The organism is Devosia sp. SD17-2, from assembly GCF_029201565.1.
In the GTDB taxonomy this organism is placed as follows: Bacteria; Pseudomonadota; Alphaproteobacteria; order Rhizobiales; family Devosiaceae; genus Devosia.
In genome coordinates this window covers 1,309,759-1,332,094 of the sequence record NZ_CP104002.1, presented here as the reverse complement: position 1 = coordinate 1,332,094, position 22,336 = coordinate 1,309,759, and the positions used below count along the sequence as shown (strand labels likewise).

27 protein-coding genes are annotated in these 22,336 nt (G+C 63.2%); 15 read left to right on the top strand and 12 right to left on the bottom strand.

The features are described from left to right. Positions 1-105: 105 nt before the first annotated feature. A complete protein-coding gene (locus NYQ88_RS06525) occupies positions 106-456 on the bottom strand; it encodes an endonuclease domain-containing protein (protein ID WP_275654148.1) in 351 nt (116 codons plus the stop codon). Positions 457-847: 391 nt separating this feature from the next. Here NYQ88_RS06525 and NYQ88_RS06520 point away from each other — a divergent pair, with 391 nt between their 5' ends. After that, positions 848-1,207, top strand: a complete 360-nt coding sequence (locus NYQ88_RS06520) for a hypothetical protein (protein WP_275654147.1) — start codon at positions 848-850, stop codon at positions 1,205-1,207. 730 nt (positions 1,208-1,937) lie between these two features. Continuing rightward, on the top strand, positions 1,938-2,321 hold the full coding sequence (locus tag NYQ88_RS06515; RefSeq protein WP_275654146.1) for a hypothetical protein: 384 nt from the start codon (positions 1,938-1,940) through the stop codon (positions 2,319-2,321). Positions 2,322-2,330: 9 nt separating this feature from the next. Here the strand turns inward: NYQ88_RS06515 and hemH are convergent, their stop codons facing one another. The 3 genes from hemH to NYQ88_RS06500 all read right to left on the bottom strand — a co-directional run bounded on the left by hemH (position 2,331) and on the right by NYQ88_RS06500 (position 5,978). Continuing rightward, the gene (gene hemH / locus NYQ88_RS06510) at positions 2,331-3,353 is read right to left on the bottom strand and encodes a ferrochelatase (protein WP_275654145.1); all 1,023 of its coding nucleotides are present in this window, start codon (positions 3,351-3,353) and stop codon (positions 2,331-2,333) included. A gap of 94 nt (positions 3,354-3,447) precedes the next feature. Further along, the gene (locus NYQ88_RS06505) at positions 3,448-5,067 is read right to left on the bottom strand and encodes a DUF1007 family protein (RefSeq protein ID WP_275654144.1); all 1,620 of its coding nucleotides are present in this window, start codon (positions 5,065-5,067) and stop codon (positions 3,448-3,450) included. 11 nt (positions 5,068-5,078) lie between these two features. Beyond that, positions 5,079-5,978 (bottom strand): LysR family transcriptional regulator, encoded by a 900-nt coding sequence (locus tag NYQ88_RS06500; protein ID WP_275654143.1) that lies wholly within the window; start codon positions 5,976-5,978, stop codon positions 5,079-5,081. A gap of 142 nt (positions 5,979-6,120) precedes the next feature. Here NYQ88_RS06500 and NYQ88_RS06495 point away from each other — a divergent pair, with 142 nt between their 5' ends. Both NYQ88_RS06495 and NYQ88_RS06490 read left to right on the top strand, forming a co-directional pair. After that, positions 6,121-6,543, top strand: coding sequence for a hypothetical protein (locus NYQ88_RS06495; RefSeq protein WP_275654142.1), 423 nt, complete (start codon positions 6,121-6,123; stop codon positions 6,541-6,543). A 135-nt stretch (positions 6,544-6,678) separates the two neighbouring features. Then, positions 6,679-7,116 (top strand): SH3 domain-containing protein, encoded by a 438-nt coding sequence (locus tag NYQ88_RS06490; RefSeq protein WP_275654141.1) that lies wholly within the window; start codon positions 6,679-6,681, stop codon positions 7,114-7,116. A 61-nt stretch (positions 7,117-7,177) separates the two neighbouring features. Here NYQ88_RS06490 and NYQ88_RS06485 read toward each other — a convergent pair whose 3' ends face one another. The 3 genes from NYQ88_RS06485 to NYQ88_RS06475 all read right to left on the bottom strand — a co-directional run bounded on the left by NYQ88_RS06485 (position 7,178) and on the right by NYQ88_RS06475 (position 9,007). Beyond that, positions 7,178-7,615: a hypothetical protein gene (locus NYQ88_RS06485; protein ID WP_275654140.1), complete on the bottom strand. Its 438-nt coding sequence runs from the start codon at positions 7,613-7,615 to the stop codon at positions 7,178-7,180. 75 nt (positions 7,616-7,690) lie between these two features. Continuing rightward, positions 7,691-8,617, bottom strand: a complete 927-nt coding sequence (locus tag NYQ88_RS06480; RefSeq protein ID WP_275654139.1) for a DMT family transporter — start codon at positions 8,615-8,617, stop codon at positions 7,691-7,693. Between the two features lie 72 nt (positions 8,618-8,689). Next, the gene (locus NYQ88_RS06475) at positions 8,690-9,007 is read right to left on the bottom strand and encodes a hypothetical protein (RefSeq protein ID WP_275654138.1); all 318 of its coding nucleotides are present in this window, start codon (positions 9,005-9,007) and stop codon (positions 8,690-8,692) included. A 176-nt stretch (positions 9,008-9,183) separates the two neighbouring features. Between NYQ88_RS06475 and NYQ88_RS06470 the strand changes: the two genes are divergently transcribed. The 7 genes from NYQ88_RS06470 (at position 9,184) to NYQ88_RS06440 (ending at position 15,194) form a co-directional block, all read left to right on the top strand. Next, positions 9,184-9,966, top strand: a complete 783-nt coding sequence (locus NYQ88_RS06470; protein ID WP_275654137.1) for an SDR family oxidoreductase — start codon at positions 9,184-9,186, stop codon at positions 9,964-9,966. Continuing rightward, complete coding sequence (uvrC, locus tag NYQ88_RS06465) at positions 9,963-11,843, top strand: excinuclease ABC subunit UvrC (protein WP_275654136.1); 1,881 nt, start codon at positions 9,963-9,965, stop codon at positions 11,841-11,843. Before NYQ88_RS06470 ends, uvrC begins: the two co-directional genes overlap by 4 nt. A gap of 96 nt (positions 11,844-11,939) precedes the next feature. Continuing rightward, positions 11,940-12,443 (top strand): pyridoxamine 5'-phosphate oxidase family protein, encoded by a 504-nt coding sequence (locus NYQ88_RS06460; protein ID WP_275654135.1) that lies wholly within the window; start codon positions 11,940-11,942, stop codon positions 12,441-12,443. A gap of 260 nt (positions 12,444-12,703) precedes the next feature. Beyond that, positions 12,704-13,777: a 3-deoxy-7-phosphoheptulonate synthase gene (locus tag NYQ88_RS06455; RefSeq protein ID WP_275654134.1), complete on the top strand. Its 1,074-nt coding sequence runs from the start codon at positions 12,704-12,706 to the stop codon at positions 13,775-13,777. 148 nt (positions 13,778-13,925) lie between these two features. Next, positions 13,926-14,492 (top strand): CDP-diacylglycerol--glycerol-3-phosphate 3-phosphatidyltransferase, encoded by a 567-nt coding sequence (pgsA, locus tag NYQ88_RS06450; RefSeq protein ID WP_275654133.1) that lies wholly within the window; start codon positions 13,926-13,928, stop codon positions 14,490-14,492. Next, positions 14,489-14,740 (top strand): MoaD/ThiS family protein, encoded by a 252-nt coding sequence (locus tag NYQ88_RS06445; protein ID WP_275654132.1) that lies wholly within the window; start codon positions 14,489-14,491, stop codon positions 14,738-14,740. Before pgsA ends, NYQ88_RS06445 begins: the two co-directional genes overlap by 4 nt. Position 14,741: 1 nt before the next feature. After that, positions 14,742-15,194, top strand: coding sequence for a molybdenum cofactor biosynthesis protein MoaE (locus tag NYQ88_RS06440; RefSeq protein ID WP_275654131.1), 453 nt, complete (start codon positions 14,742-14,744; stop codon positions 15,192-15,194). 130 nt (positions 15,195-15,324) lie between these two features. Here NYQ88_RS06440 and NYQ88_RS06435 read toward each other — a convergent pair whose 3' ends face one another. After that, complete coding sequence (locus NYQ88_RS06435) at positions 15,325-16,215, bottom strand: branched-chain amino acid aminotransferase (RefSeq protein ID WP_275654130.1); 891 nt, start codon at positions 16,213-16,215, stop codon at positions 15,325-15,327. Between the two features lie 135 nt (positions 16,216-16,350). On the opposite strand from NYQ88_RS06435, the gene NYQ88_RS06430 reads away from it, so the two are divergent. After that, a complete protein-coding gene (locus NYQ88_RS06430) occupies positions 16,351-16,869 on the top strand; it encodes a MarR family transcriptional regulator (protein WP_275654129.1) in 519 nt (172 codons plus the stop codon). Between the two features lie 20 nt (positions 16,870-16,889). Here the strand turns inward: NYQ88_RS06430 and proC are convergent, their stop codons facing one another. The 4 genes from proC to NYQ88_RS06410 form a co-directional block, all read right to left on the bottom strand. After that, positions 16,890-17,711 (bottom strand): pyrroline-5-carboxylate reductase, encoded by an 822-nt coding sequence (proC, locus tag NYQ88_RS06425; RefSeq protein WP_275654128.1) that lies wholly within the window; start codon positions 17,709-17,711, stop codon positions 16,890-16,892. Next, positions 17,711-18,211 (bottom strand): YbjN domain-containing protein, encoded by a 501-nt coding sequence (locus NYQ88_RS06420; protein WP_275654127.1) that lies wholly within the window; start codon positions 18,209-18,211, stop codon positions 17,711-17,713. The genes proC and NYQ88_RS06420 overlap by 1 nt, the downstream gene beginning before the upstream one ends. 230 nt (positions 18,212-18,441) lie before the next feature. Next, a complete protein-coding gene (locus NYQ88_RS06415) occupies positions 18,442-19,164 on the bottom strand; it encodes a metallophosphoesterase family protein (RefSeq protein ID WP_275654126.1) in 723 nt (240 codons plus the stop codon). A gap of 3 nt (positions 19,165-19,167) precedes the next feature. Then, positions 19,168-19,419 carry an accessory factor UbiK family protein gene (locus NYQ88_RS06410; RefSeq protein WP_275654125.1) on the bottom strand — a complete coding sequence of 84 codons (252 nt, stop codon included), beginning with the start codon at positions 19,417-19,419 and terminating at the stop codon, positions 19,168-19,170. Positions 19,420-19,631: 212 nt separating this feature from the next. Here NYQ88_RS06410 and lgt point away from each other — a divergent pair, with 212 nt between their 5' ends. From lgt to pgeF, 3 genes are read left to right on the top strand one after another with little or no spacing between them, the layout of a single operon-like run. Beyond that, positions 19,632-20,456 carry a prolipoprotein diacylglyceryl transferase gene (gene lgt / locus NYQ88_RS06405; protein WP_275654124.1) on the top strand — a complete coding sequence of 275 codons (825 nt, stop codon included), beginning with the start codon at positions 19,632-19,634 and terminating at the stop codon, positions 20,454-20,456. Between the two features lie 11 nt (positions 20,457-20,467). Next, positions 20,468-21,547 carry an SAM-dependent methyltransferase gene (locus tag NYQ88_RS06400; RefSeq protein ID WP_275654123.1) on the top strand — a complete coding sequence of 360 codons (1,080 nt, stop codon included), beginning with the start codon at positions 20,468-20,470 and terminating at the stop codon, positions 21,545-21,547. 5 nt (positions 21,548-21,552) lie between these two features. Next, entirely contained in the window at positions 21,553-22,308 is a 756-nt protein-coding gene (gene pgeF / locus NYQ88_RS06395; protein ID WP_275654122.1) for a peptidoglycan editing factor PgeF, read from the top strand. The last annotated feature ends 28 nt before the right edge of the window (positions 22,309-22,336 follow it).

Below are 22,336 nucleotides of genomic sequence, written 5' to 3'. Positions count from 1 at the left end.
GTGCGCCCTCCTCCCCAAAAAATTATTCCGCCGTCATCACCTTCCCACTTCCCCCCCCGGCCTCCCCCTGAAGAAGGGGGAGGAGAAGAGCGGGGCTCTCGGGCTTTAAGCATCGGGCGCGCAGAGCACGCCGCGCAAAATCTCGAAAACACCCTCTTCGCTTTCCAGCACATCGACATTGGTGAAGTGCAGTACCGTAAAACCGCGTTGGCGCAGATAGGCTGTGCGCACCGCGTCACGCGAGATACCCGCATCGGAAAAATGGCTATCGCCGTCGATCTCGACGACCAGTTTGCGGTTCTTGCAGCAGAAATCCACGACATAGGGACCGATCGGCGCCTGCCGCCGCCAATGCAGGCCGCGCTCGCGCCACGGATAGAGCAGCGCCCAGAAGGCGCGCTCGGCAGGCGTCTGCTCCCGGCGCAGGGCGCGGGCAAAGGCGATCCGGTCTGTCATGGTGTTCCCTCACGGGGAGAGTAGCAGGTGTGGGGATGGTGAGAAGACCCCCACCCGGCCTCCCCCTGACCAGGGGGAGGTTAGGTGGGGGTCGACTGACGAAGATCGAGACAAACAAAGACCCCCACCCGGCCTCCCCCTGGCAAGGGGGAGGTTAGGTGGGGGTCGACCGCCGAAGACCGAGACAAACAAAGACCCCCACCCGGCCTCCCCCTGGAGGAGGGGGAGGGGAAGATCGGGGCTCTCCCAGAGATCGCGCCACAAACCCGATCGGTCCCTCCCCCTGGCAAGGGGGAGGCTAGGTGGGGGTCGGTCACAAAACTAATCCCCGCCCCTATCCCCTGCCCCACACTGGCTGCCCGAACGAAACGTCAGCCAGGGGCACCCGAAAATGCGACCGCCTGATCCGCAAAAGCTCAGCCCGATTTCCATGCGGCAGCTGCTGATGTGGCAGCGCTTGCAGACGGAGCTGGAGGAATTTGTCTTCGAGCTCGATGAGCTGCCGGGGAACGCGCCGCCCTCAGCCCTGCTAGTGGAACTGGTGCGCCAGCACCGGACAAAGCTTTACCGCTTTATCTCGCGCGAAAATTTCGGGCGGGCGCTGGAGAAATTCCCCGCGCCGCCGCTCGAGCGCACCCACCTCGCCGCGCTGCTCCGGGAATCCCAGCTGGCGCTCGGCCAGTACCAAAAGATCCATTCCTCCGAATTTTCCGAGCGCGAGGATGGGTTCGTGATCGAGGAGGATTTTTAGGCCTCACCCCCTCTCGCGCGCATCCCTGGCGGGACAAGCGCGCCCAGTCCCGCTGCAAAACCCCTCAGTCACAATCATTGCCCGGCCTGTCCGGGCAATCCATTGTCGCGGCAAAGATGGATCACCGGGACATGCCCGGTGATGACGACGGCACGAAGACAACATCCGGCCCATCCGCTCCTGCGCCCCCTCGCCCCGCCGGGGAGAGGGCCGGGGTGAGGGGTCCCTCCAAAACAGGTGAGAGACCTCTCCAAAACAAAAGAATACTTCTTATCCCCGCCTCAAAACCCCGTGCCATCATTGCCCCGTTCCCGCCGATAACACGCGGCGCCGACGAAGCGTCGGGCGGGGAGACGGGCCGCACGGGGTCGCCTGGGCGGGGGCGTGGATGTCGACCACCGGCCGGTGCCGGTTCTGCCTTTCGGGGTCATGCCTCGACGCAGGACCCAGCGCCACCCGCAAGGGGGCCGCTCAAGGCATGCGCCCAAAAAACCGGTCGTGGGAAGCGGCTTGCGCCTGTTCTTGTCTATCCATTTTCGAGGCGAAAGCCGCTTCTCACCGTGCGCCCCCTGGGGCGTCGCGACCGTGCGCCCTTCAGGGCGTCGCGACCGTGCCCTTGCACCCGCAACGCTCCATCCGAGCCGGGCGGCGCTTTGGCGCGTCTGCCCTCCGCTTGCAACGCTGCCGGCTTTGGCGCATTGACTCCCAAACACCCTGAGGAGCCGAAGAAATGCGCGCCCTTGCGAAAAAAGCCGGCCTTGCCCTCGTGACAAGCCTTGTCGCGAGCCTCGCCCTCGCCCTGCCCGCCCAGGCGCTGACCGTGACGGCGCGGGTCTCGGGCGGCAATATCGCCATTCATTCCGGCCCCGGCGATGGCTACGCCATTATCGGCCGCGTCGCCAATGGCACCGAAATCCCCATCGACCGCTGCACGCAGAACGACAGCGATTCCCGTTTTGGCAGTTTTTTTGGTGATGCCGGCCACGCCCTCCGCGGCCGCAACGCCACCCAGTGGTGCCATATTCCGGACACCGGCTGGGTGCTGCGCAGCTACATCGTCGGCCGCGGCCTCGTCAACGTCACCCCGCCCGACTTCAACGGGCCGGGGTGGTAACGGCTGGCTCTAGAGCCAGCCGGAGAGTTCCCGGCGCACCATCGACTCGATCATGTCCATGCCTTCGACGCTGTCGTTGAGGCAGGGGATATAGGCATAGTTCTCGCCGCCGGCCTCAAGGAAGGTCTCCTTGCCGCCGATGGCGATTTCTTCCAGCGTCTCGATACAGTCGGCCGAGAACGCCGGGGCCAGGATCGCCACCTTCTTGATGCCCTTCTTGGGCAGCTCGCCCAGGGTCACGTCCGTATAGGGCTGCAGCCATTCCGTCGGCCCGAACCGGCTCTGGAAGGTGACCATCAGCTTTTCCTTCGGCCAGCCGAGATATTCCCGCACCAGCCGCGTGGTCTTGAAACACTGGCAGTGGTACGGGTCGCCCTTCTGCAGATATTCCACCGGCATGCCGTGGAACGAGGTGATCACCACATCCGGCTCGAAATCGAGCTTGGCGACGCCGTCGCGGATCGAATTGCCGAGGGTCTCGATATATTTCGGGTTTTCGAAATAGGCCGGCGCGGTGCGCACGGCCGGCTGCCAGCGCATGGTTTTCAGCGCATCAAACGCCTTGTCATTGGCCGTCGCCGTGGTGGTCGCCGAATACTGCGGATAGAGCGGCACGAGCAGGATTTTCTGGCATCCCGCGGCCTGCATCTTCTCGAGCACTGACTGGGTCGAGGGATTGCCATAGCGCATGGCATATTCGACCATGACGCCGTCGCCGGACATGCGCTCGGCCAGCGCCTCAGTCTGGGCGCGGGTGATCACGCGCAGCGGGCTCTCGTTCTTTTCCTTGTCCCAGATCATCGCATAGGCATGCCCCGCCTTTTGCGGGCGAAAGCTGAGGATGATGAGGTTGAGGATCGGCCACCACTTCCATTTCGGCGTCTCGATGACGCGCGGATCGGACAGGAATTCCTTGAGATAGCGGCGCACGCTCCAGTAGTCGGTGGCGTCCGGCGTCCCCAGATTGAGCAACAGGACCCCGATTTTCTGCTGCGGAACGGGGGGATGATCTTTGGGAAGGTCCGGGTTCATTCTACGCCAGTTTGGAGTTGTTCTATTTTGCCGCACCATACCCGCTTCCCGCCTGTTCGCAAGGCGGCGTAGGGTCGCGCCAGCCGGGAAATTCTTACAGGCTGGCCACCAGCAGCAGCACGCCGAACCCCAGCACCATCACCGCGCCGATCAGTTCCGCCCACCAGACGAGGCCCTGCGCTAGAGCACTGTCCGCCCCGCCGATGCGGCTCGCCAGGCCCTTGGCCCCGACGGCAATGCTCGCCAGCGCCGCCACGGTCATGGCGGTACCGAGCCCCATCAGCAGCACGGAGACAATGCCCGCCGCAAGCAGACCCTGCGACAGGGCAAAGACCAGCACCACCAATGCCCCCGAACAGGGCCGCAGACCGACGGCCAGCACCACGCCCAATTGTTCGCGCCAGCTGCCGCGAATATCAGCGGGTCCCACGGCATGGTGCATGTGCGACCCTTGGTCGTGGTCATGGTCATGGTGATGGTGATGGTGATGGTCATGGTCATGACCATGTTCGTGATCGTGATGGCAATGGGCGTGGCTGTGGCTATGACCGAATCCAAAAACCTTCCGCGCCACCAGCCAAAGGCCGAGCAGAGCCACGAGCCCATAGGAGACCACACCCACCCAGTGCGCCGCCTCGCCCAGGGCTGTGCTGGTCAGGCGCAGCACACCGGCAAGAACCAGCACAAAGCCGATGGCGACCAACGATTGCATTAGCGCCGACAGCGCGCTGAGCACGATCCCCTGCCGCAACTGGCTTTCATTGGCCAGCAGATAGGACGAGATGACGACCTTGCCATGCCCCGGTCCCGCCGCATGGAACACGCCATAGGCAAAGCTCAGCCCGCCGAGCAGCCAGAACGCGGTCCAGTCGGTCCGCATGGCATCGAGAGCATTGGTCATCGCCGCATAAAAATCGCGCTGCTGGTCCTGCAGCCAGCCGAAAAATCCGCTGCGCGGCAGGTTCAGCCCCACCTCGGTCGGCGGACCGCCGAAAGGCGTGGCTGGCCGGGCCTGGGCCACCTGCTCGGTTGCTTCCAGCGCGGTTGTCGCGGCGGGCGGCGCCCCACAGGAAATGACCACCATGCCCTGCGTGCCGCGCATCGCCGCCGCCAGATCCGCTGGCAATTCAGTCACCTCGGCCCCGAGCGCATAGAGCCGCTCCTCGACCGACCGATCCATCGGACGCGGCGGAATGATCGCGGTCGCGCAGCTCGCCGGCGCATTCTCGAGCGTCACGTCGGCGGCATCATCGACAGTGATGGCGACGTAATATTCGGCGTCGTAAACGCCCAGTTCGAACCGCGCGCCGGGGAAAACCGGCTCCACCGCATCAATGGTAAAATCCAGTGTCACGCGATTGTCGGCATAGCTCATGCGCTGGTCGCCGGCCGGCGTAAACGCCATGCCGTCCCCGGCCACGGTATAAAACCCGTAGTCGCTGAGTCCGCTCATATTTTCGTCGGCCAGCTCCTGCATTTCCTCAGGGCTGACAATATCATCCTGGTTGGTATCGAGCCCCTGCACCATCCAGACGGAAAATGCCGTATCGAACGTCCAGCTATGGCGCAGCGCCGAAATCGCGCCGGCGTCGTCGAAGACAACCCCCACCTTGGCGTCGATGAAAATATGCGGATGCGCCGTCGCGGGCTGGGCAAACAGCAGGCCAGCCAGCGCGCAGACTGCCAGCCGGAGAGGACCGGAAAATCTCAGCAAAACGAAAGCCCCTAACTGATCGGGTGAACCGAAAACCAATCCACCAGATGGTCGATCAGCGCCCTCACCTTACCGGCAAGGTGCCGCCGATGCGGATAGACCGCCTGCAGCGTCTGGCCGGTCGGCAGAAAATCGACCAGCACCGGCACCAGCTCGCCGCTCGCCACCTTCGGCTCGGCGAGGTAGGAGGGCAATACGACGAAACCAAGACCCATCACCGCCGCAGTTCGCGCCGCCAGCGGGGAATTGACCCGCACGGGGCCATTCACCGGCACCGAGATGGTCTTGCCGCCTTCGGTGAACCGCCAGTTCGACTGCCCCTGCAGATTGACGTCGACAATGCAGGGCAGATGCCGCAGGTCTTCGGGGTGCTTGGGCACCTCTATGGAATTTAGAAAATCCGGAGAGGCGCTGACCACCACATGCATGTCGGCAATCTTGCGGGCGATGAGCGAGGAATCCGCCAAGGTCGAGATACGCAGCGCCACATCCACGCCCTCATCGACGAGATCGACGTAGCGATCCTCGAGCCGGAGATCGAGCGACACCTTGGGGCATTTCTTCAAAAACTCGAAGATTGCCGGGGCCAGCGTCGATTCCCCGAAATTACGGGGCGCCGAAACGCGCACCACGCCGCGCGGCTCGGAGGTCTGGTCGGTGATCGTCGCGTCGAGATCGTCCAACTGCTGCAACAGGCTCGACGCCTCGCGATAATAGGCCTCGCCCGCTTCGGTCAGGCTCAACTTCCGCGTGGTGCGGTTCATCAGCCGGACCCCGAGATAGTCCTCGAGATCGGTGACATACTTGCTGAGCAGCGCCTTGGAGCGCCCAAACTGCCGCGCCGCCGAGGAAAAACCGCCAGCGTCGAACACCTGAACGAAGGCGCGTATGCGAGCCAGATCCTGCGTCATGTTCGTCCGTTCACTCAAACCAGTCTAATCGAGGCATAACTCATCTGTGTGGGGTGAACAATAACGGCTTGTGCCCGTCTGATTAACGATAGGATATAAGCCTCATCGACGCAGCCAAGGAGTTCGGACTATTTTCCCGCCTATGTCCAAACCCACCTCCCGTTCGGCGCTCTATCGGCTTATCGAGGCCGGGCAACTGGCCCACCAGGCCGTCCTCGTGCCTCTGGTCGAAAAAGGCCTCGAGCCGGGAGATGATGCCGTGCTCTTCGTCCTGGGCCGAACCGGCACCACCGAGGATGAGCTGTCACGCGAATTGGGTCTTCCCGCCGAAGCGCTCGAAAGCCGTCTCTCGCGGCTGGTCGAGCGCAATGTGGTGACGCGCCAGGCCGTTGGCCCGGAGCTGCTCCCCGGCTATGCGCTCACCGATCGCGGGGCCCGCATTCGCACCGGCCTGATCGAACACTGGGCACAGTTGGAAGAGGCGCTCCTGGGCGAACTCAAGCCCAAGCAGCGCAAGAAGCTCAACACTGTCCTCAAGCGCTTCGCCGAACTGCTCCGCTTCTGAAGCAGAGCCGCTCGCGGCCGGCAGTGCCCAACCTGTCAATACTTGCTGAAAACCCCGTTCAGTCTGGGTTCATCGACAATGGTGTTTCCTTGTGATCAGGCAAATACAAGCCACCCACAGGGAAAGGACACCACTATGGCACTTACTCGGAAGCTCCTCGCATCCGGCCTGGCCACCCTGGCCGTGCTGGCGACCACCGCAGCGGCCTCGGCCGCTCCCGCTTACGCCACCAGCAATGTCAATGTGCGCTCCGGCCCCGGCACGGGCTATGCGATTGTCGATGCGCTGCGCCGTGGCGAACGCGTTGACGTCCAGCAGTGTCGCGGCAGCTGGTGCTATGTTGAGCGTCGGGGCGCCGACGGTTGGGTCTCCGCCAACTATCTCGACAGCGGCCGCTACAATGATGGCTGGGATCGCCCGTCTCCGCCGCCGCCGGCCTGGGGCAATCCGCGCCCGCCGCATTGGGGCAATAATCGCCCGCGTCCGCCGGTGGTCTACCCGCCCTATCCGAGCCGCCCCGGCGCCAGCTTCTGCTTCAATGGCCCCAATGGCTATTTCTGCATGAACAACTGATCCGCCAGTCGTCTCCAGCGACAATCCGATCGCTCAGCGCCGCCCCTCGGGGCGGCGTCTGTCATTCCACCCTCAGCCGCTCGACGTCTACCCCATGGCGCTCCAGCGGCGCCCGCGCCCGGCGCGCCAGATATTCGCTGACGCCATAGCCGACGACGACACCAGTGGCCGCCGTCGCGCCAAAGCCACGCCAGCCATCCTGGCTGCCCATCAGGATTGCACCGAAAAGGGTCGCCGCGCCCACGCCCAGCAGCACCCAAAGGCGCTTCTGCGTCGCCGCCCGCAGATTATGCGCCCCGGCAAACAGCAGGTCACGCAGTTCGCTGTCGCTCATCGCGACCAGCGCCGGGTTGGTCCGATCCCGCCGGATCGTCTCGATATAGGCGTCGACCCTGCGCATGATCAGCGCTTCGCGCCGCTTGGTCGCCTTGCCCTGAGTAAGAAGGGTCAGGCCACCGCCGACAAGCAGCAGCACCAGTGCGATCTGAATCAGGAACATGGCTTCCCCTCCTTGGCTCGATCCCTCACATGCCCATCAACGCCGCCTGCTTCAAGCGGCAAATGGGCTAGCGGCCTATTCGCGGCCGGTGACGGCGGCCTCCGCCGTCATGACATCGACCCGCTTGAAGCGCTCCCGCGCCATCACCGCCAGCCCGGCCGCAACGATAATGGCAGCACCCACCAGCGAAATCGCGTCGATCCAGTGCCCGAAAACGAGCGCGCCAAGAAAGATTGCCCAAGGCAGGGAGAAATAATTGAACGGCTGCAATGTGCTGGCCGGCGCCATGGACAGCGCATAGACCATGACCCCGTGCCCGGCGCAGGTGGTGATGACGGTCAATCCGACCAGCGCGAGCCCCTCCCAACCCATCGGCTCCCAGAAGAAGACGCCGACGGCCGCAGACATGACCAGCCCGACCACCGCCGAATAGGTGAGGCTCGTGGCAGCGCTGTCCACCGCGCTCACCTGACGTGTCACCACGATGTAAAGGGCGTATGTCGAAGCCGCGACGAGCGCGAAGAACAGCCCCCAGTCGAGCGGCACGCCGCCTGGCCGGATGATCAGCATGGCGCCCAAAAATCCAATACCCACGGCCGTAAACCGGAATATGCCGACCTTCTCGCCGAGGATCGGGATGGCAAACAGCGTCACCAGCAGCGGGTAGATGATGAGGATCGCCTGCATCTCCCCCAACTGGAGCGTCCGAAGCGCCAGCCCCACCGCCCAGATGTCGACCATCAGCAGCACTCCGCGCAGCACCTGCCGCTTGGGCATGCGCGAGCGCAGGGCCTGCCGCAGCGGCGCCTGTCGCGCCACGATGAACAGCGCAAAGGCCGCAAAGCCCCAATAGCGCATCATTATGACCTGGAAGGGAGAATAGTCCTGCACCAGAACCTTGGACAAAGCGTCCTGGATACCGAAGACGCAAACCGTAATCAGGTTCAGCAGGATTGCACGCCCGACAGCATCCTGTCCGGGATCGTGTGAAGTGGTCGACATATGGGAAAGATCTCTGCAATAGCGCGTCCCGCAGCTCTCGGCCCGCGGGACGCGCCTCAATTAGCGCCACTTTCAGGCCTTGGCCATGGCCGACTTGATGGCGCCGACGATGGCCGTCAGCAGCCCGCCGCCGATCAGGCCCGTAGCGCCCTGTCCGGCCAGAGCGCCCAGATCAAGACCGCTGGCGGCCCCCTCGACCGCGCCAGAGGTCACCAGACCATTCAGACCCGGAATAATGCCGGCAAGCCAGGTTCCGGCGAGCCCGCCGATAATCCCCACAATCGTATTGCCAGCTGTGCCCAGCTGAATGGACTTGGCCAGTTGACCAACCACATTGCCGCCGGCGCCGCCGGCAATCAGCTGAACCAATAAGGGTATGATAATGTCCATTTAGTCCCCCTCCTCCGAAGGTGAGCGCGACCCCTCGTCTCGCCCTGCATCGACGCTACTCTCGTTCACGCGCCTCTGAAAGCCCCATCATGCTGCCGCCCGGTGTCAGCAGCGGCACGCCTTTAACGCAACGCCCCGATTGAAGAAACGGCCCGAACCGTCTTATGGTCCGCGCAATGTCACACCCGCACTCCGCTTCGATTCACGCACCAGTCGCGCTCGTTACCGGCGCCAGCGACCGCATTGGCGCCGCCATCGCGCGCGCCCTGGCGCTATCCGGACATGCGGTCATCATTCATTATCGCTCGGGCACCGATGGCGCCCGATGCCTCAGGGACGAGATCTGCGCAGCCGGCGGACGAGCCGAAATCCTCAAGGCCGACCTTCGCGATCGCGCCGACCGTGCTGGCGTCATCGCCAGGTCCGCCGGTCTCTTCGGCCCTCTCACCACCCTCATCAACAATGCCTCGGTCTTTGACCCTGACTGCGCCCGCGACATCCACGAAGATGTGTGGGACCAGCATTTTGCGATCCACGCCGAAGCCCCCATATTCCTGGCACGTGACTTCGCCAACCAGCTGCCTGAGGGCGCCGAGGGAAATATCGTCAACATGATCGACGAGCGGGTGCTTCATCTCAGCCCGGCCTATTTCAGCTACACCCTGTCCAAGTCGGTGCTTTGGACGGCAACGCAGACCCTTGCCCAGTCGCTGGCCCCCGCCATCCGCGTCAACGCCATTGGTCCCGGCCCCGTCCTGCCCCATTCGCGCCAGACCCAGGCCGAATTCGAGCAGGGCGTAAAGGCCCTCCCGCTGCAGCGCCACGCCGACCCCGAAGCCATTGCCCAGGGCGTCCTCGCCATCCTCTCCATGCCGGCCTTCACTGGCCAGATGCTCGCCCTCGATGGCGGCAAGCATCTCGAATATCCCGCAAAGCGCGGGCCCACGCCGCGACAATGACCGACACCCCGACCCCGCCCCGTTCCGGCCCGGATATCATCCGGGCTTTCGTGCGTACCCTCCCGGCAGCGCCGGGCGTCTACCGCATGCTCGATGCGGAGGGCGAGGTCATGTATGTGGGCAAGGCCCGCAATCTCAAGGCGCGCGTCACCAATTACACCCGCCCCGAGGGCCTGCCCCTGCGCATCCAGCGCATGATCGCGGCCACGGTGAGCATGGAATTCGTGCGCACCGAAACCGAATCCGAAGCGCTCCTGCTCGAGGCCAATCTGGTCAAGCGCCTGAAGCCCCGCTTCAACGTGCTGCTGCGCGACGACAAGAGCTTCCCCTATATCCTGATCGCCACCGATCACGAGGCCCCTGAGCTCACCAAGCATCGTGGCTCCCGCAGACGGCCAGGCCATTATTTTGGGCCCTTCGCCTCGGCCACCGCCGTCGGCCGCACCATTGCCAGCCTCCAAAAGGCCTTCCTCCTCCGCAATTGCTCGGACAGTTTTTACGCCGGCCGCACCCGCCCGTGCCTGCAGTACCAGATCAAGCGCTGCGCCGGTCCCTGCACCCGCGAGATTAGCCTGGAAGCCTATGGCGGCCTCGTCGAGGATGCCCGTCAGTTCCTCTCCGGCAAGTCCCGCAGCGTCCAGGAACATCTCCAGGCCGATATGAGCAAGGCCGCCGAGGATCTCGATTTCGAACGCGCCGCCCTCCTGCGCGACCGCCTCTCCGCCCTCGCCCTGATCCAGAGCCAGGGCGACGCCACCGCCCGCTCCGTCGAAGAAGCCGACGTCTTCGCCATTCATCACGAAGGCGGCCAATTCTGCGTGCAGGTCTTCTTCTTCCGCGCCTATCAGAACTGGGGCAATTACCCCTATCGCCCCCGCGCCGATGCAAGCCTTACCGATGCCGAGGTGCTCGAAGCCTTCATCGCCCAGTTCTATGAAAACCGCACGCCTGCCAAGCTGGTTCTCATCAGCCACGAGCTGTCCGAACCCGCACTCATGGAAGAAGCCCTCTCTTCTCGCGCCGGACGCCGGGTTTATATCGAGCAGCCCAAGCGCGGCGAGAAGCGCGACCTCGTCAACCACGCCCTCAACAATGCCCGCGAGGCGCTGAGCCGCCAGCTGGCCGAAGGCGCCTCACACCGCGCCCTGCTCGAAGGCGTTGCCGAGACATTCGCGCTGGAAAACGTTCCGCGGCGCATCGAGATCTACGACAACTCCCACATCTCCGGCACCAATATGGTCGGCGCCATGGTCGTTGCCGGTGAGGAAGGCTTTTCCAAAAAGCACTACCGCACCTTCAACATCAAATCCGACATCTCCGCCGGCGACGACTTCGGCATGATGCGCGAAGTGCTGACCCGCCGCTTTGCCCGCCTCGCCGCCGAAAGCGACACCGACGCCGAGGATGAAAACACCGGCATGCCCGATTGGCCCGACCTCGTCTTCATCGACGGTGGTGCCGGTCAGATGAGCGCCGTGCGCGAAGTAATCTCCACCCTCAACCTCCCCAAGGAAGTGATCTTCATCGGCATCGCCAAGGGCGAAGACCGTGATGCCGGCCGCGAAAAATTCTTCATGGAAGGCCGCGATGCCTTCATGCTGCCGCACCGCGATCCCGTGCTCTACTATGTCCAGCGCCTGCGCGACGAAGCCCACCGCTTTGCCATCGGCACCCACCGCGCCAAGCGCAAGAAGGACACGATCAAGAACCCGCTCGACGAAATCGAAGGCATTGGCCCCACGCGGAAACGCTCGCTGCTCAACCATTTCGGTTCCGCCAAGGCCGTCTCCCGCGCCTCCCTCGCCGATCTTCAGGCTGTGCCCTCTATCTCGAGCGCAATGGCGCAGCTGATCTACGACCATTTCAACCGCACCTGAGGGGCGCCGTTACAAGACTGGCCGAAGCGTGATCGCGGTCAGGCAACTTCTGTCTTGGCTGAACGTTTGGTTCCCGACCTTATCAGGAGCCTCACTATGGCCGTAGACAACAACACCACACTGCCGCGCGACGAAGCCATCGACCGCATCTGGGAACTGGCTGACGACATCGACTTCTGCATGTTCACGACGTGGAATGGCGAGCAGCAGGCCAGCCGTCCGATGTCTGCCCGCGTAGAGCGCGATGAAAACGCGATCTACTTTCTCACCAGCGCCGATACCGGCAAGGTCGATGAACTCGCCAAGTTCCCCAATGTGTCGCTGGGCTTCGCCGACAACGCCAACCACAGCTATGTCGTGATTGCGGGCAAGGCGGTCGTCACCAATGACCGTGCGAAGATCAAGGATCTCTGGAATGCCTTCGACAAGGCGTTCTGGGATGACGAGAACGATCCTCAGATCCGCCTGATCACGGTAACGCCCGAAGATGCCGAGCTCTGGGATGGCCCGAATGGCCTCATCGCCGGCGCCAAGATGCTGTTTGCCGTCGCCACGGGGGCCAAGCCCGACATGGGCGACAACTCCAAGGTCTCGCTCTAACGCGCGAACATGGCCCGCTTCGGCGGGCCATACCCTACGAAAGTCGGGACTCGACAAGTCGCAGACTCGGCGCTAGCTTCCTCGCCATGATCAACGCAGCCACCTTTTACTGGTATTTTAGCTATCCGCTCCCGGCGGAGGCTAATGCGCGCGCGTCCTGATCCCGACAAAGATTAGACCCAAATCGCAAGCCAGCCGCCCGACTTTCGAGGCGGCTTTTTTCTTGGCCGCCTCCTGAATAACCCAGGAAGCCAACGAAAATGCTCAAGTCCACCGACGATCTCCGCATCACCGAAATCAAGACCCTCGCCACGCCCATCGAGGTGATGCGCCAGCATCCGCGCACAGACGCGGCTACCCGCACCGTGCTCTCCGCGCGCCACGACTTCCACAATATCTTGACCGGCAAGGATGATCGCCTGGCCGTTATTGTTGGTCCCTGCTCCATCCACGATCCGGCCGCTGCCATGGACTATGCCAAGCGCCTCGCCCCGCTGCGCGAGCGTCTCGGTGACCGCCTCGAAATCATCATGCGCGTCTACTTCGAAAAGCCGCGCACCACGGTTGGTTGGAAGGGTTTGATCAACGACCCCGAGCTCGACGGCAGCTTCAATATCGACCAGGGCCTGCACACCGCCCGGTCGCTGCTGCTCGACATCGCCAACCTCGGCCTGCCCGCAGCCTGCGAATTCCTCGACATGACGACGCCGCAGTACATTGCCGACCTCGTCTCCTGGGCCGCCATCGGCGCGCGCACCACCGAGAGCCAGATTCACCGCGAGCTGTCCTCCGGCCTCTCCTGCCCGGTCGGCTTCAAGAACGGCACCGATGGCAACGTCAAGATCGCGCTCGACGCCGTGCTCTCGGCCTCCCAGCCGCACCACTTCCTCGCCGTCACCAAGGACGGTCGTTCGGCCATCGCCTCGACGACGGGCAATGAGGACTGCCACATCATCCTGCGCGGCGGCAAAACCACCAATTACGATGCCCAGAGCGTTGAAGACGCTGCCAATGCCGCCACCAAGGCCGGCCTCACCCCGGCCATCATGATCGACGCCAGCCACGCCAACTCCTCCAAGAAGCCGGAAAACCAGCCGCTGGTTCTGGCCGAGATCGGCACCCAGGTCGCCAATGGCGACAAGCGCATTATCGGCGTGATGGTGGAATCAAACATCGTCGCCGGCCGCCAGGACCTCGTTCCGGGCCAGGATCTGGTCTACGGCCAGTCCATCACCGACGGCTGCATCGATTGGGACACCACCGTCGCCGCCCTTGAAGCCCTCGCCGAATCCGTCACCAAGCGCCGCGCCGCCACCAACCAGGCCGTCGCATAACGTTCGCCATCTACGATCCCACCTCCCCCTCCGAAGGGGGAGGTAGCGTCGCTAGGCCCAAAGGGCCGTAGCAAAGCTAGGTGGGGGTGAAACTCTTCCCGAGAGGGAACACCTTGACCCCTCGCCGCCATTCCTGTTCTCTCCGGCCATGGCCAGAAATCCACTTACCCTCGTCCCGAACATCATCACCATCGCGCGCATTCTCGCGATCATCCCCATCACCTATCTGGTGATGCACGGCGATATCATCCTGCGCGTCGTGGCCCTGGTGCTTTACGTTCTCGCCGCCGCCAGCGATTGGCTCGACGGCTATCTCGCCCGCGCCTGGAACCAGTATTCCGATCTCGGCCGCATGCTCGATCCCATCGCCGACAAGCTTCTGGTCGGCATTCTCATTGCCGCCCTCGCCTGGGACGGCAGCTTTTCGGGCTGGGACATGATCCCCGCCGTCGCTATCCTCTTCCGCGAATTCTTCATTCCGGGCCTGCGCGAATTCCTCGGCAACAAGACCGTGGTCCTGCCGGTCAGCAAGCTGGCGAAATGGAAGACCACGATCCAGCTCGTTGCCCTCGCCGCGGTTCTCGCCGAACGCATCATTCCCGGCCTTGGCCTTGTCTCCGACGTCCTGCTCTGGGCCGCCGGCGCACTGACGCTCTGGACCGGCTGGCAGTATTTGCGCGCCTCCTGGCCGCATCTGTCCGGCATCGGCAAATGAAGATTCTCTACTTCGCCTGGCTGCGGGAGCGCCTCAACCGCGCCAGCGACGAGGTCAACCCGCCCGCCGATGTCGAAACCCTCGGCGATCTCGTCGCCTGGCTGCGCGCCAATGACGAGGGGCTCGACCATGCCATGGCCAATCCGGCCCAGTTCAAGCTCTCGAAAAACGCCCGCATCGTCCCCTGGGACACGCCCATAGAGGGTGCCGACACCATCGCCATCCTGCCGCCCATGACCGGTGGTTGAGATGATCCGCGTCACCAGCGCACCCTTTGATCCCGGCGCCGAGCTCACCGCATTTCAGGCTGGCCATCCCGATGCGGGAGCCGCGGTCACCTTCACCGGCCTCGTCCGTTCCCTGCCCGAACGCCCGATCACCGCGCTCATTCTGGAATGCTATCCCGAGCTGGCCGAGAACGAGATATCAGCCATCCGCGACGCCGCCATCGCCCGCTTCGCGCTCACCGACGCGGCGATCATCCATCGCCACGGGCGCCTCGTGCCCGGTGAGCCGATCATGCAGGTGATGACCCTCGCCCCCCATCGCCAGGCGGCCTTCGACGGCGCCCAGTTCCTGATGGACTACCTCAAGACCAACGCGCCCTTCTGGAAACAGGAAGAAACCGCGACCGGCACGAGTTGGGTAGAAGCCAAACCCGCCGACAACGCCGCCCGCGATCGGTGGGTCGACGAGGGCTAGATTTCCCGTTACCCACCGGCCGATCCTTCCCCCTACCAGGGGGGAGGCCAGGTGGGGTTCTCCTCGCTGAAAACAAAAAAGCCGGGCATCTCTGCCCGGCCTTCAAATTCTGTGTCTGAAAAACCCAGCCTTACTCCGCAGCGGCCTTCTTCGGCGTCACGGCAGCCGTATAGGCGTCGATCAGCGTGCGGCAGCCTTCACCGGGGGTGAAGCTGTAGTCGCCGATCAGCGACACCGGGGTAACTTCCGCGGCCGTACCGGTCAGGAAGCACTCGTCAAAAGTGCTGAGCTCTTCCGGCTTGATGTAGCGTTCGATAACGGTGAAACCGTTGTCCTTGGCCAGTTGGATCAGCGTCTGACGGGTGATCCCGTTGAGGATGCAATCCGGGGTCGGCGTGGTGATTTCCTTGCCCTTGATGAAGAACACGTTCGCGCCGGTGGCTTCAGCCACATAGCCGCGGTAGTCCAGCATCAGCGCGTCGGCATAGCCATTGGCCATGGCCGCGTCCTTGGACAGGGTGCAGATCATGTAGAGGCCAGCAGCCTTGGCCGAAGACGGAATGGTTTCCGGGCTCGGGCGCTTCCACTTGCTCCACTCAAGACGGATGCCCTTGAGCTTCTCCTCGGTGGAGAAATAGCTCGGCCAGACCCATGCGGCGATCGCCACATGCACCTTGTTGTTGCGCGCAGGAACCGAGAGTTCCTCCGAACCGCGCCAGGCCACCGGACGCAGGTAAGCGTCGACGAGGCCGTTCTTTTCGAGCACGAGGCGCTTGGCGGCTTCGATTTCTTCAACGGTGTAGGGGAAAGGCATGTCCAGCGTCGCCGCCGAACGAATCAGCCGCTCGGTGTGCTCGCGCGACTTGAAGATCTCGCCACCATAGGCGCGTTCGCCTTCGAATACCGAGCTGGCGTAGTGAAGCCCGTGCGTCAGCACGTGAATCTTCGCGTCCTTCCACGGTTTGAGTTCGCCATCGAACCAGATCCAGCCATCACGCTGGTCCATGGGCAGGCCTGCCATAGTCCTCTCCAACATACTTAAATTGTGCTGCCGTTGTCGAAACGGTCATTCCGTCAAATATGCCTCATGGCCCATGGCCTTGGCAAACCTGAATGTCTTTGGGATAAGACGGAACGGCGGTTTGATGGAGTGAAAATGGCAGAGAGCCTAAAAAATGTCAACAAGGCTGACATAAATTCTGCCCTTTCCGGAGACGAAGACCTGCCCCTCGACATCATGGGTCTGTTTTTCTTTGCCTATCGGGACTTTACCGGGGATGCCGACGCGTTGCTTGAGCGCCAGGGATTTGGCCGCGCGCATCACCGCGTGCTTTATTTTGTCAATCTGCGCCCCGGCATGCCGGTGGCGGACATTCTCGATGTCCTCAAAATCACCAAGCAGAGTCTCGCCCGCGTGCTCCGTCAGCTGATCGACAATGGCTATATCGAGCAGAAGACCGGCCTGTCCGATCGCCGCCAGCGCCTGCTCTATGCCACCGACAAGGGCCGCGCCTTCTTTGCCGCGCTGTCAGCTACGCAGGCCAGCCGCATCAAGGCATCGATCGCCGCTCTCCCGCCCGAGAGCGCCAATGTGCTGCGCAGGTTCTTTGTCGGCATGGTCGACCCAGCCGATCACCCCGTGCTCGACCGGCTAAACCTCACCGTCAATCTCTAGGAAAACGCGCCGGCAGGGCCTCAGCCCTGCCCCAGCTCCTCGCTGCGCTTGCGGGCAGCGTCTACCGCGCGCTTCATCAGCGGCTCCAGCCCATCATCGGCCATCAGCACGTCGAGCGCCGCTGCCGTCGTGCCCTTCGGCGAGGTTACATTCTGGCGCAATACGCTCGCCGGCGCCGTGTCGGCCTCCATCAGCGCCGCCGCGCCGATGACGGTCTGGCGCGCCAGCTGCATCGCCACATGCTCGGGAAGTCCCTGCGCCACACCCGCTGCAGCCATGGCCTCGACGAGATTGAACACATAGGCGGGACCCGATCCGGAAACGGCGGTCACCGCATCAAGATCGCCCTCGGCATCAAACCACACCACCGGACCGGCCGCTGCAAGCAGACTATTGGCGCTGTCCCGGTCGGCGCGCTCGACTTCAGAGCCGGCGACCGCACCGGTGATCCCCTTGCCGATCTGCGCCGGCGTATTCGGCATGCTGCGCACCACGCGACCCGTGCCCAGCCCCTGGCTCAGCTTGTCGATGGAAACGCCTGCGGCAATGGAAATGACCAGTGTCTGCGGACCGACGACCTGCCGCAGCCCCTCCATCACCGCGCCAATGATCTGCGGCTTGACCGCCAGCACCAGCACATTGGGCACCAGCCCCGCCGCCTGCGGATGAATGACGAGGTCATTGTCCGCCGCCAGCGCCAGCGCCGCTTCACCGGGATTTGGGTCCACGAGAACCAGATTGCTTGTCGGCAGCCCGGCATCAAGCCAGCCTTCAGCGAGGGCCATGCCCATCTTGCCGGCGCCAACCAGCATCACCGGGCCCAGCGAACGAAGATCACCCATCAGGCTTCTCCCACGGTCTCGAACATCACATGGCTGAGTGCGTCAGCGGCGGACTTGCCGGCCCAGACGACAAACTGGAAAGCCTGGTAATACAGGTCGCAGCTGTCGGTGGCGGAGCGCAACAGCGCCTCGCACTGCTGCGGGGAAACATCGGCGCCACCGGTCAGCAGGTGCGAATTGCGAAACAGCACCACGCCTTCCTTGTTCCAGATGTCGAAATGGCCGATCCACAATTGCTCGTTGATCAGGCTGATCAACTGGTTGACCTCGCCGCGGCGCCCATCGGGAACCTTGAGATCAAAGGCGCAGGCAATATGGAGCGACTCAAGGTCTTCCATCCAGTTGAAGGAAACGTGGTATTCGCTCCAGCCGCCGCGCACCGAAATGGAAATCTCGTCCGCGTCCTGACGCTCGAAGGTCCAGTCGTTGATGGCAGCGATGTGCTCGACCAGGTCCACCGGATGGGACATACGATCGGGCTCGAATTCAATCACAGACATTGACCGTTCCGTCCTGCAACACGCAATGAAGATTGCGGCATCGTACCGCATGGCTTGGGATACGCGCTGGACGACTGGGTCTACGAATCGTCCACGACTTGAATGCTACACCCGGCCCAGCGATTCACGAGATAAACAGCGCGATATACATCCAATCTCTTGTGGATGAGCAAAATGGAAAAATTACCAAACCGATAACATCGGCCATTTCTTTTCGACCGGCGCGACAGTTAGCGCAGGCTCTCCGGGCCGGCCCAGCCACTCACCAGCGACGCCCGCCACTGCGGAAATCCGTTCTCTGCCGCCATCACGGCCGCGCCCTCGTGGTCATAGGGCAGAATATTGACGCGCGATTGCCAGCCGCGACTGTGCTTCTCCAGCAATCCGTAACGGGCATCCGGCGACCCCCGGACCAATTGCATCCCCACCGCGCCCGGATTGAACACCAGCCGGCCGTCGGCGAGGCGCACGGAGCGTGGCATATGCGTGTGGCCGCAGACATAGACGGGAAAATCGAGCCCCTCCACCAGCGCCGCGACGCTGGCTTCATCCGGCAATGTCGCCGTGCGGCCCTTGAAGAAACTGTCGAGCCATGGCGTCTCGTCATCGGTCGGGGTGCCGTGACAGAGAAAAACCTCATCGCCCCATTGCGCTGTTGCCGGCAGGGCGGCCAGCCAGTCGAGCTGCTCGGCGCTGAGCCGCCCGCGGGCAAATCTGTCTACGGCGCCCGAGCCGGGCAGGCCGAGATCCACCGTCCAGCGATCGTGATTGCCGCGGATAAAGACCGCATCCAGTCCCATCAGCGTTGCCGCGACCCCGGCGGGGTCAACGGGCCCGCTGACATGGTCTCCCAGAACGACAATCCCGTCGACGCCGACGCGCGCCACATCCTCCAGCACCGCCTCCAGCGCCGACGAATTGCCGTGAATGTCCGAGAGTACCGCTAAGCGCAAAACTTAGGCAGGCTTCTGGTTGGCCTTGAGGGCAGCCAGTTCCTGGCGCAGGGCGTCGATCTCTTCGCCCTGGACCTGGACCAGCTCGCGCAGCGCGTCAAAGTCCTCGCGCTTGACCAGTTCCATATCAGCCACGATGCGCTGAGCCTGGCTCTTGGCAACAGTTTCGACTTCGCGCCGCACACCATCCGCAACGCCCGCTGCCTCATTCATCAGCCGACCGAGACCGTCGAAAATCCTGTTATTCTGGTTCATCGCTGTTCCGTTCCTGATTTGCGCTGCTGTGCTGGCTTTCTATTTACGGGAGCCATCCCGCCTTGACCAGTCCGTCGGGACTACACACTTTGATCCCTCAACGGGCAAATCACGCTTTCTTCGCCTCTGCTCTTGAGGACGGGGGCAAGTGGGGGGTATGCCACTGCAATGACATCGCGCGCGTGCGTGACCAGCCCTCTGGAGAAACACGGGTGCCTTTCCCCAATATCGATCCCATCGCCTTTGCCATCGGCCCCTTTGCCGTACGCTGGTATGCGCTTGGCTATCTGTTCGGCGTGCTGCTTGGCGCGGCCTATGGTTATCTGCTGCTGGCCAATGAGCGGCTCTGGCACAAGGGCACCCCGCCCTTCAAGGCGCCCGACATCTGGGACTTCGCCTTCTGGGCCATGCTCTCCATCGTTCTCGGTGGGCGGCTGGGCTATGTGCTCTTCTACAACGCCCCCTACTACGCGCAGAACCCGCTCGAAATCCTCAATACGCTCGATGGCGGCATGTCCTATCATGGCGGCATGCTGGGCCTGATGCTTGCGGCCATTCTCTTCACCCGCGCCAAGGGCGGAAACTGGCTGTCCTCGCTCGATCTGATCGCCGCCGTCGCGACGATCGGCATCTTCCTCGTCCGCATCACCAATTTCATCAATTCAGAGCTCTATGGCGCACCCACAGATCTGCCATGGGGCGTTGTCTTCCCGACCGACCCCCTGCAGGTCGCGCGCCACCCCAGCCAACTCTATGAAGCGGCTCTCGAAGGGCTCGTCCTCTTCATCGTCATTCGCCTCGCCACCAATGTCTTCTTTGCGCTACGCAAGCCGGGCATGGTCGCCGGCATCTTCGGCGTCGGCTACGGGCTCTCTCGCATCCTAGTCGAGTTCGTCCGCCTGCCGGATGCCCATATCGGCTATCTCTTTGGGGACTGGCTCACCATGGGTCAGGTCCTGAGCCTGCCACTGGTTCTGGGCGGTCTTGCCCTCATCGCCTACGCGCAGACCCGTCGCGATAGCAGAATTCAGCTTTAGAGGCTCTCAACGTGAACAGTCCGCTAACGTTAGCACAGCAGATCGACCATCAGATCACCGCCAATGGCCCCATGTCCATTGCCACCTATATGGGCCTCTGCCTCACCCACCCGACCCAGGGCTACTACAAGGGCGCCGACCCGCTCGGCACCAAGGGCGACTTCATCACCGCACCCGAAATTTCGCAGATGTTCGGGGAACTTATCGGCTTCTGGCTGGTCAATATCTGGCAGCAGATGGACGAGCCCAAGAGCTTCAACCTGCTCGAACTGGGTCCCGGCCGCGGCACGCTCATGGCCGATATCCTGCGCGTCGCCTGCCGCGCCCCCGGTTTCCGCGACGCGCTCAAGCTCAAACTGTTCGAGACCAATCCCGCCCTCACCGCTCAGCAGGGCGCGCGGCTCGAAGCCTATGAGCCCAAGTGGCTGGAGAACTTCGAGAATTTTGACGACGGCCCGATCCTTATCGTCGCCAACGAATTTTTTGACGCCCTGCCCATCCGCCAGTTCGTCCGCAAGCCCGATGGCTGGCATGAGCGTCAGGTCGGCCTCGCCGACGGCAAGCGCGTCTACGGCCTCTCACCGACGCCGATCCCGCCCGAAGCCCTTCCCGACGCAGTCGCCTCCGCCGAACTCAACACCGTCTACGAAGTGTCCTTTGCCGCTGGGGAGGTCATGTCGATACTTTCCAAGCTCGTCGCTCAAAATGGTGGCGCCATCCTTGCCATCGACTACGGCTACGCCGAGACCCGCACCGGCGAGACCCTGCAAGGCGTGCGCAATCACGCCTATGCCGATGTGCTTGAAAATCCTGGCGAAACAGACCTTTCCGCCCATGTCGACTTCGGCGCCCTGATCGGCGCCGCGCGCCTTGCCGGCATCGCCACCCAGCCCGTCGTCACCCAGGGCAATTTCCTCCTGCAACTCGGCATCGACGAGCGGGCCGGCGCCCTTTCCCGCGCCAATCCCGGCTCGGCTGAGGACATTCGCATTGCCCGCAATCGCCTCGTCAACGAGGACCAGATGGGCACGCTCTTCAAGGTCTTCTGCGCGCACAGCCCCGGACTTATCCCCTCCGGCTTCGCCTCATGATGGCCTTGGCAAAAACTTCAGACGCACTCGGCGAGACCACGACAATCCGCCACGGATTTTTCGGACGACAGGGCGGCGTCTCGAGCGGCGAGTTCGACAGCCTCAACGTTTCCGTCTCCACCGGGGATACCGCGGATAACGTGAAGAAAAACCGGTCCATCGTCGCTCAAAGCCTTGGTGGCGCGCCGCTGGTGACCCTCAAGCAGGTTCATTCCACCCGCGTCGTGACAATCGAAGCCGGAGCCCTGCCCGATCGCGCGATCGAAGCCGATGCGCTGGTTACAAGGCACGGTGACATTCTCATTGGCGTGCTGACGGCCGACTGTGCCCCCCTGCTGCTGGTTGATCCGCATGCCGGCATCATCGGCGCCGCCCACGCGGGCTGGGCCGGTGCGGTCAACGGCATCCTCGAGAATACAGTGACCGCCATGGAGGCGCTTGGCGGCCAACGCCGCAACATCCTTCTCGCCGTTGGCCCTACAATCAGTGGAAAGAATTACGAGGTGGGTGAGGAATTTAAGGCCAAGGCTCTGGCCGCAAACCCCGCCGCTGCCGATGCTTTCTTCACCCCGCCCGGCGGCAAGGCCCACTTTGACCTGCCTGCCTTCCTCGTCTCCGACGCCCAGCGCATCGGCCTGCCAGCGGCCGACAACCTCTCCTTGTGCACTTATGCACAGCCGGATGCCTTCTTCTCTCACCGCTATGCCACGCACAAGGGGACGCGCACCGGCCGTCAAATATCGGTCATAGGCATGGCTTAGGTATAAATTACATATGCGACCAATGGGT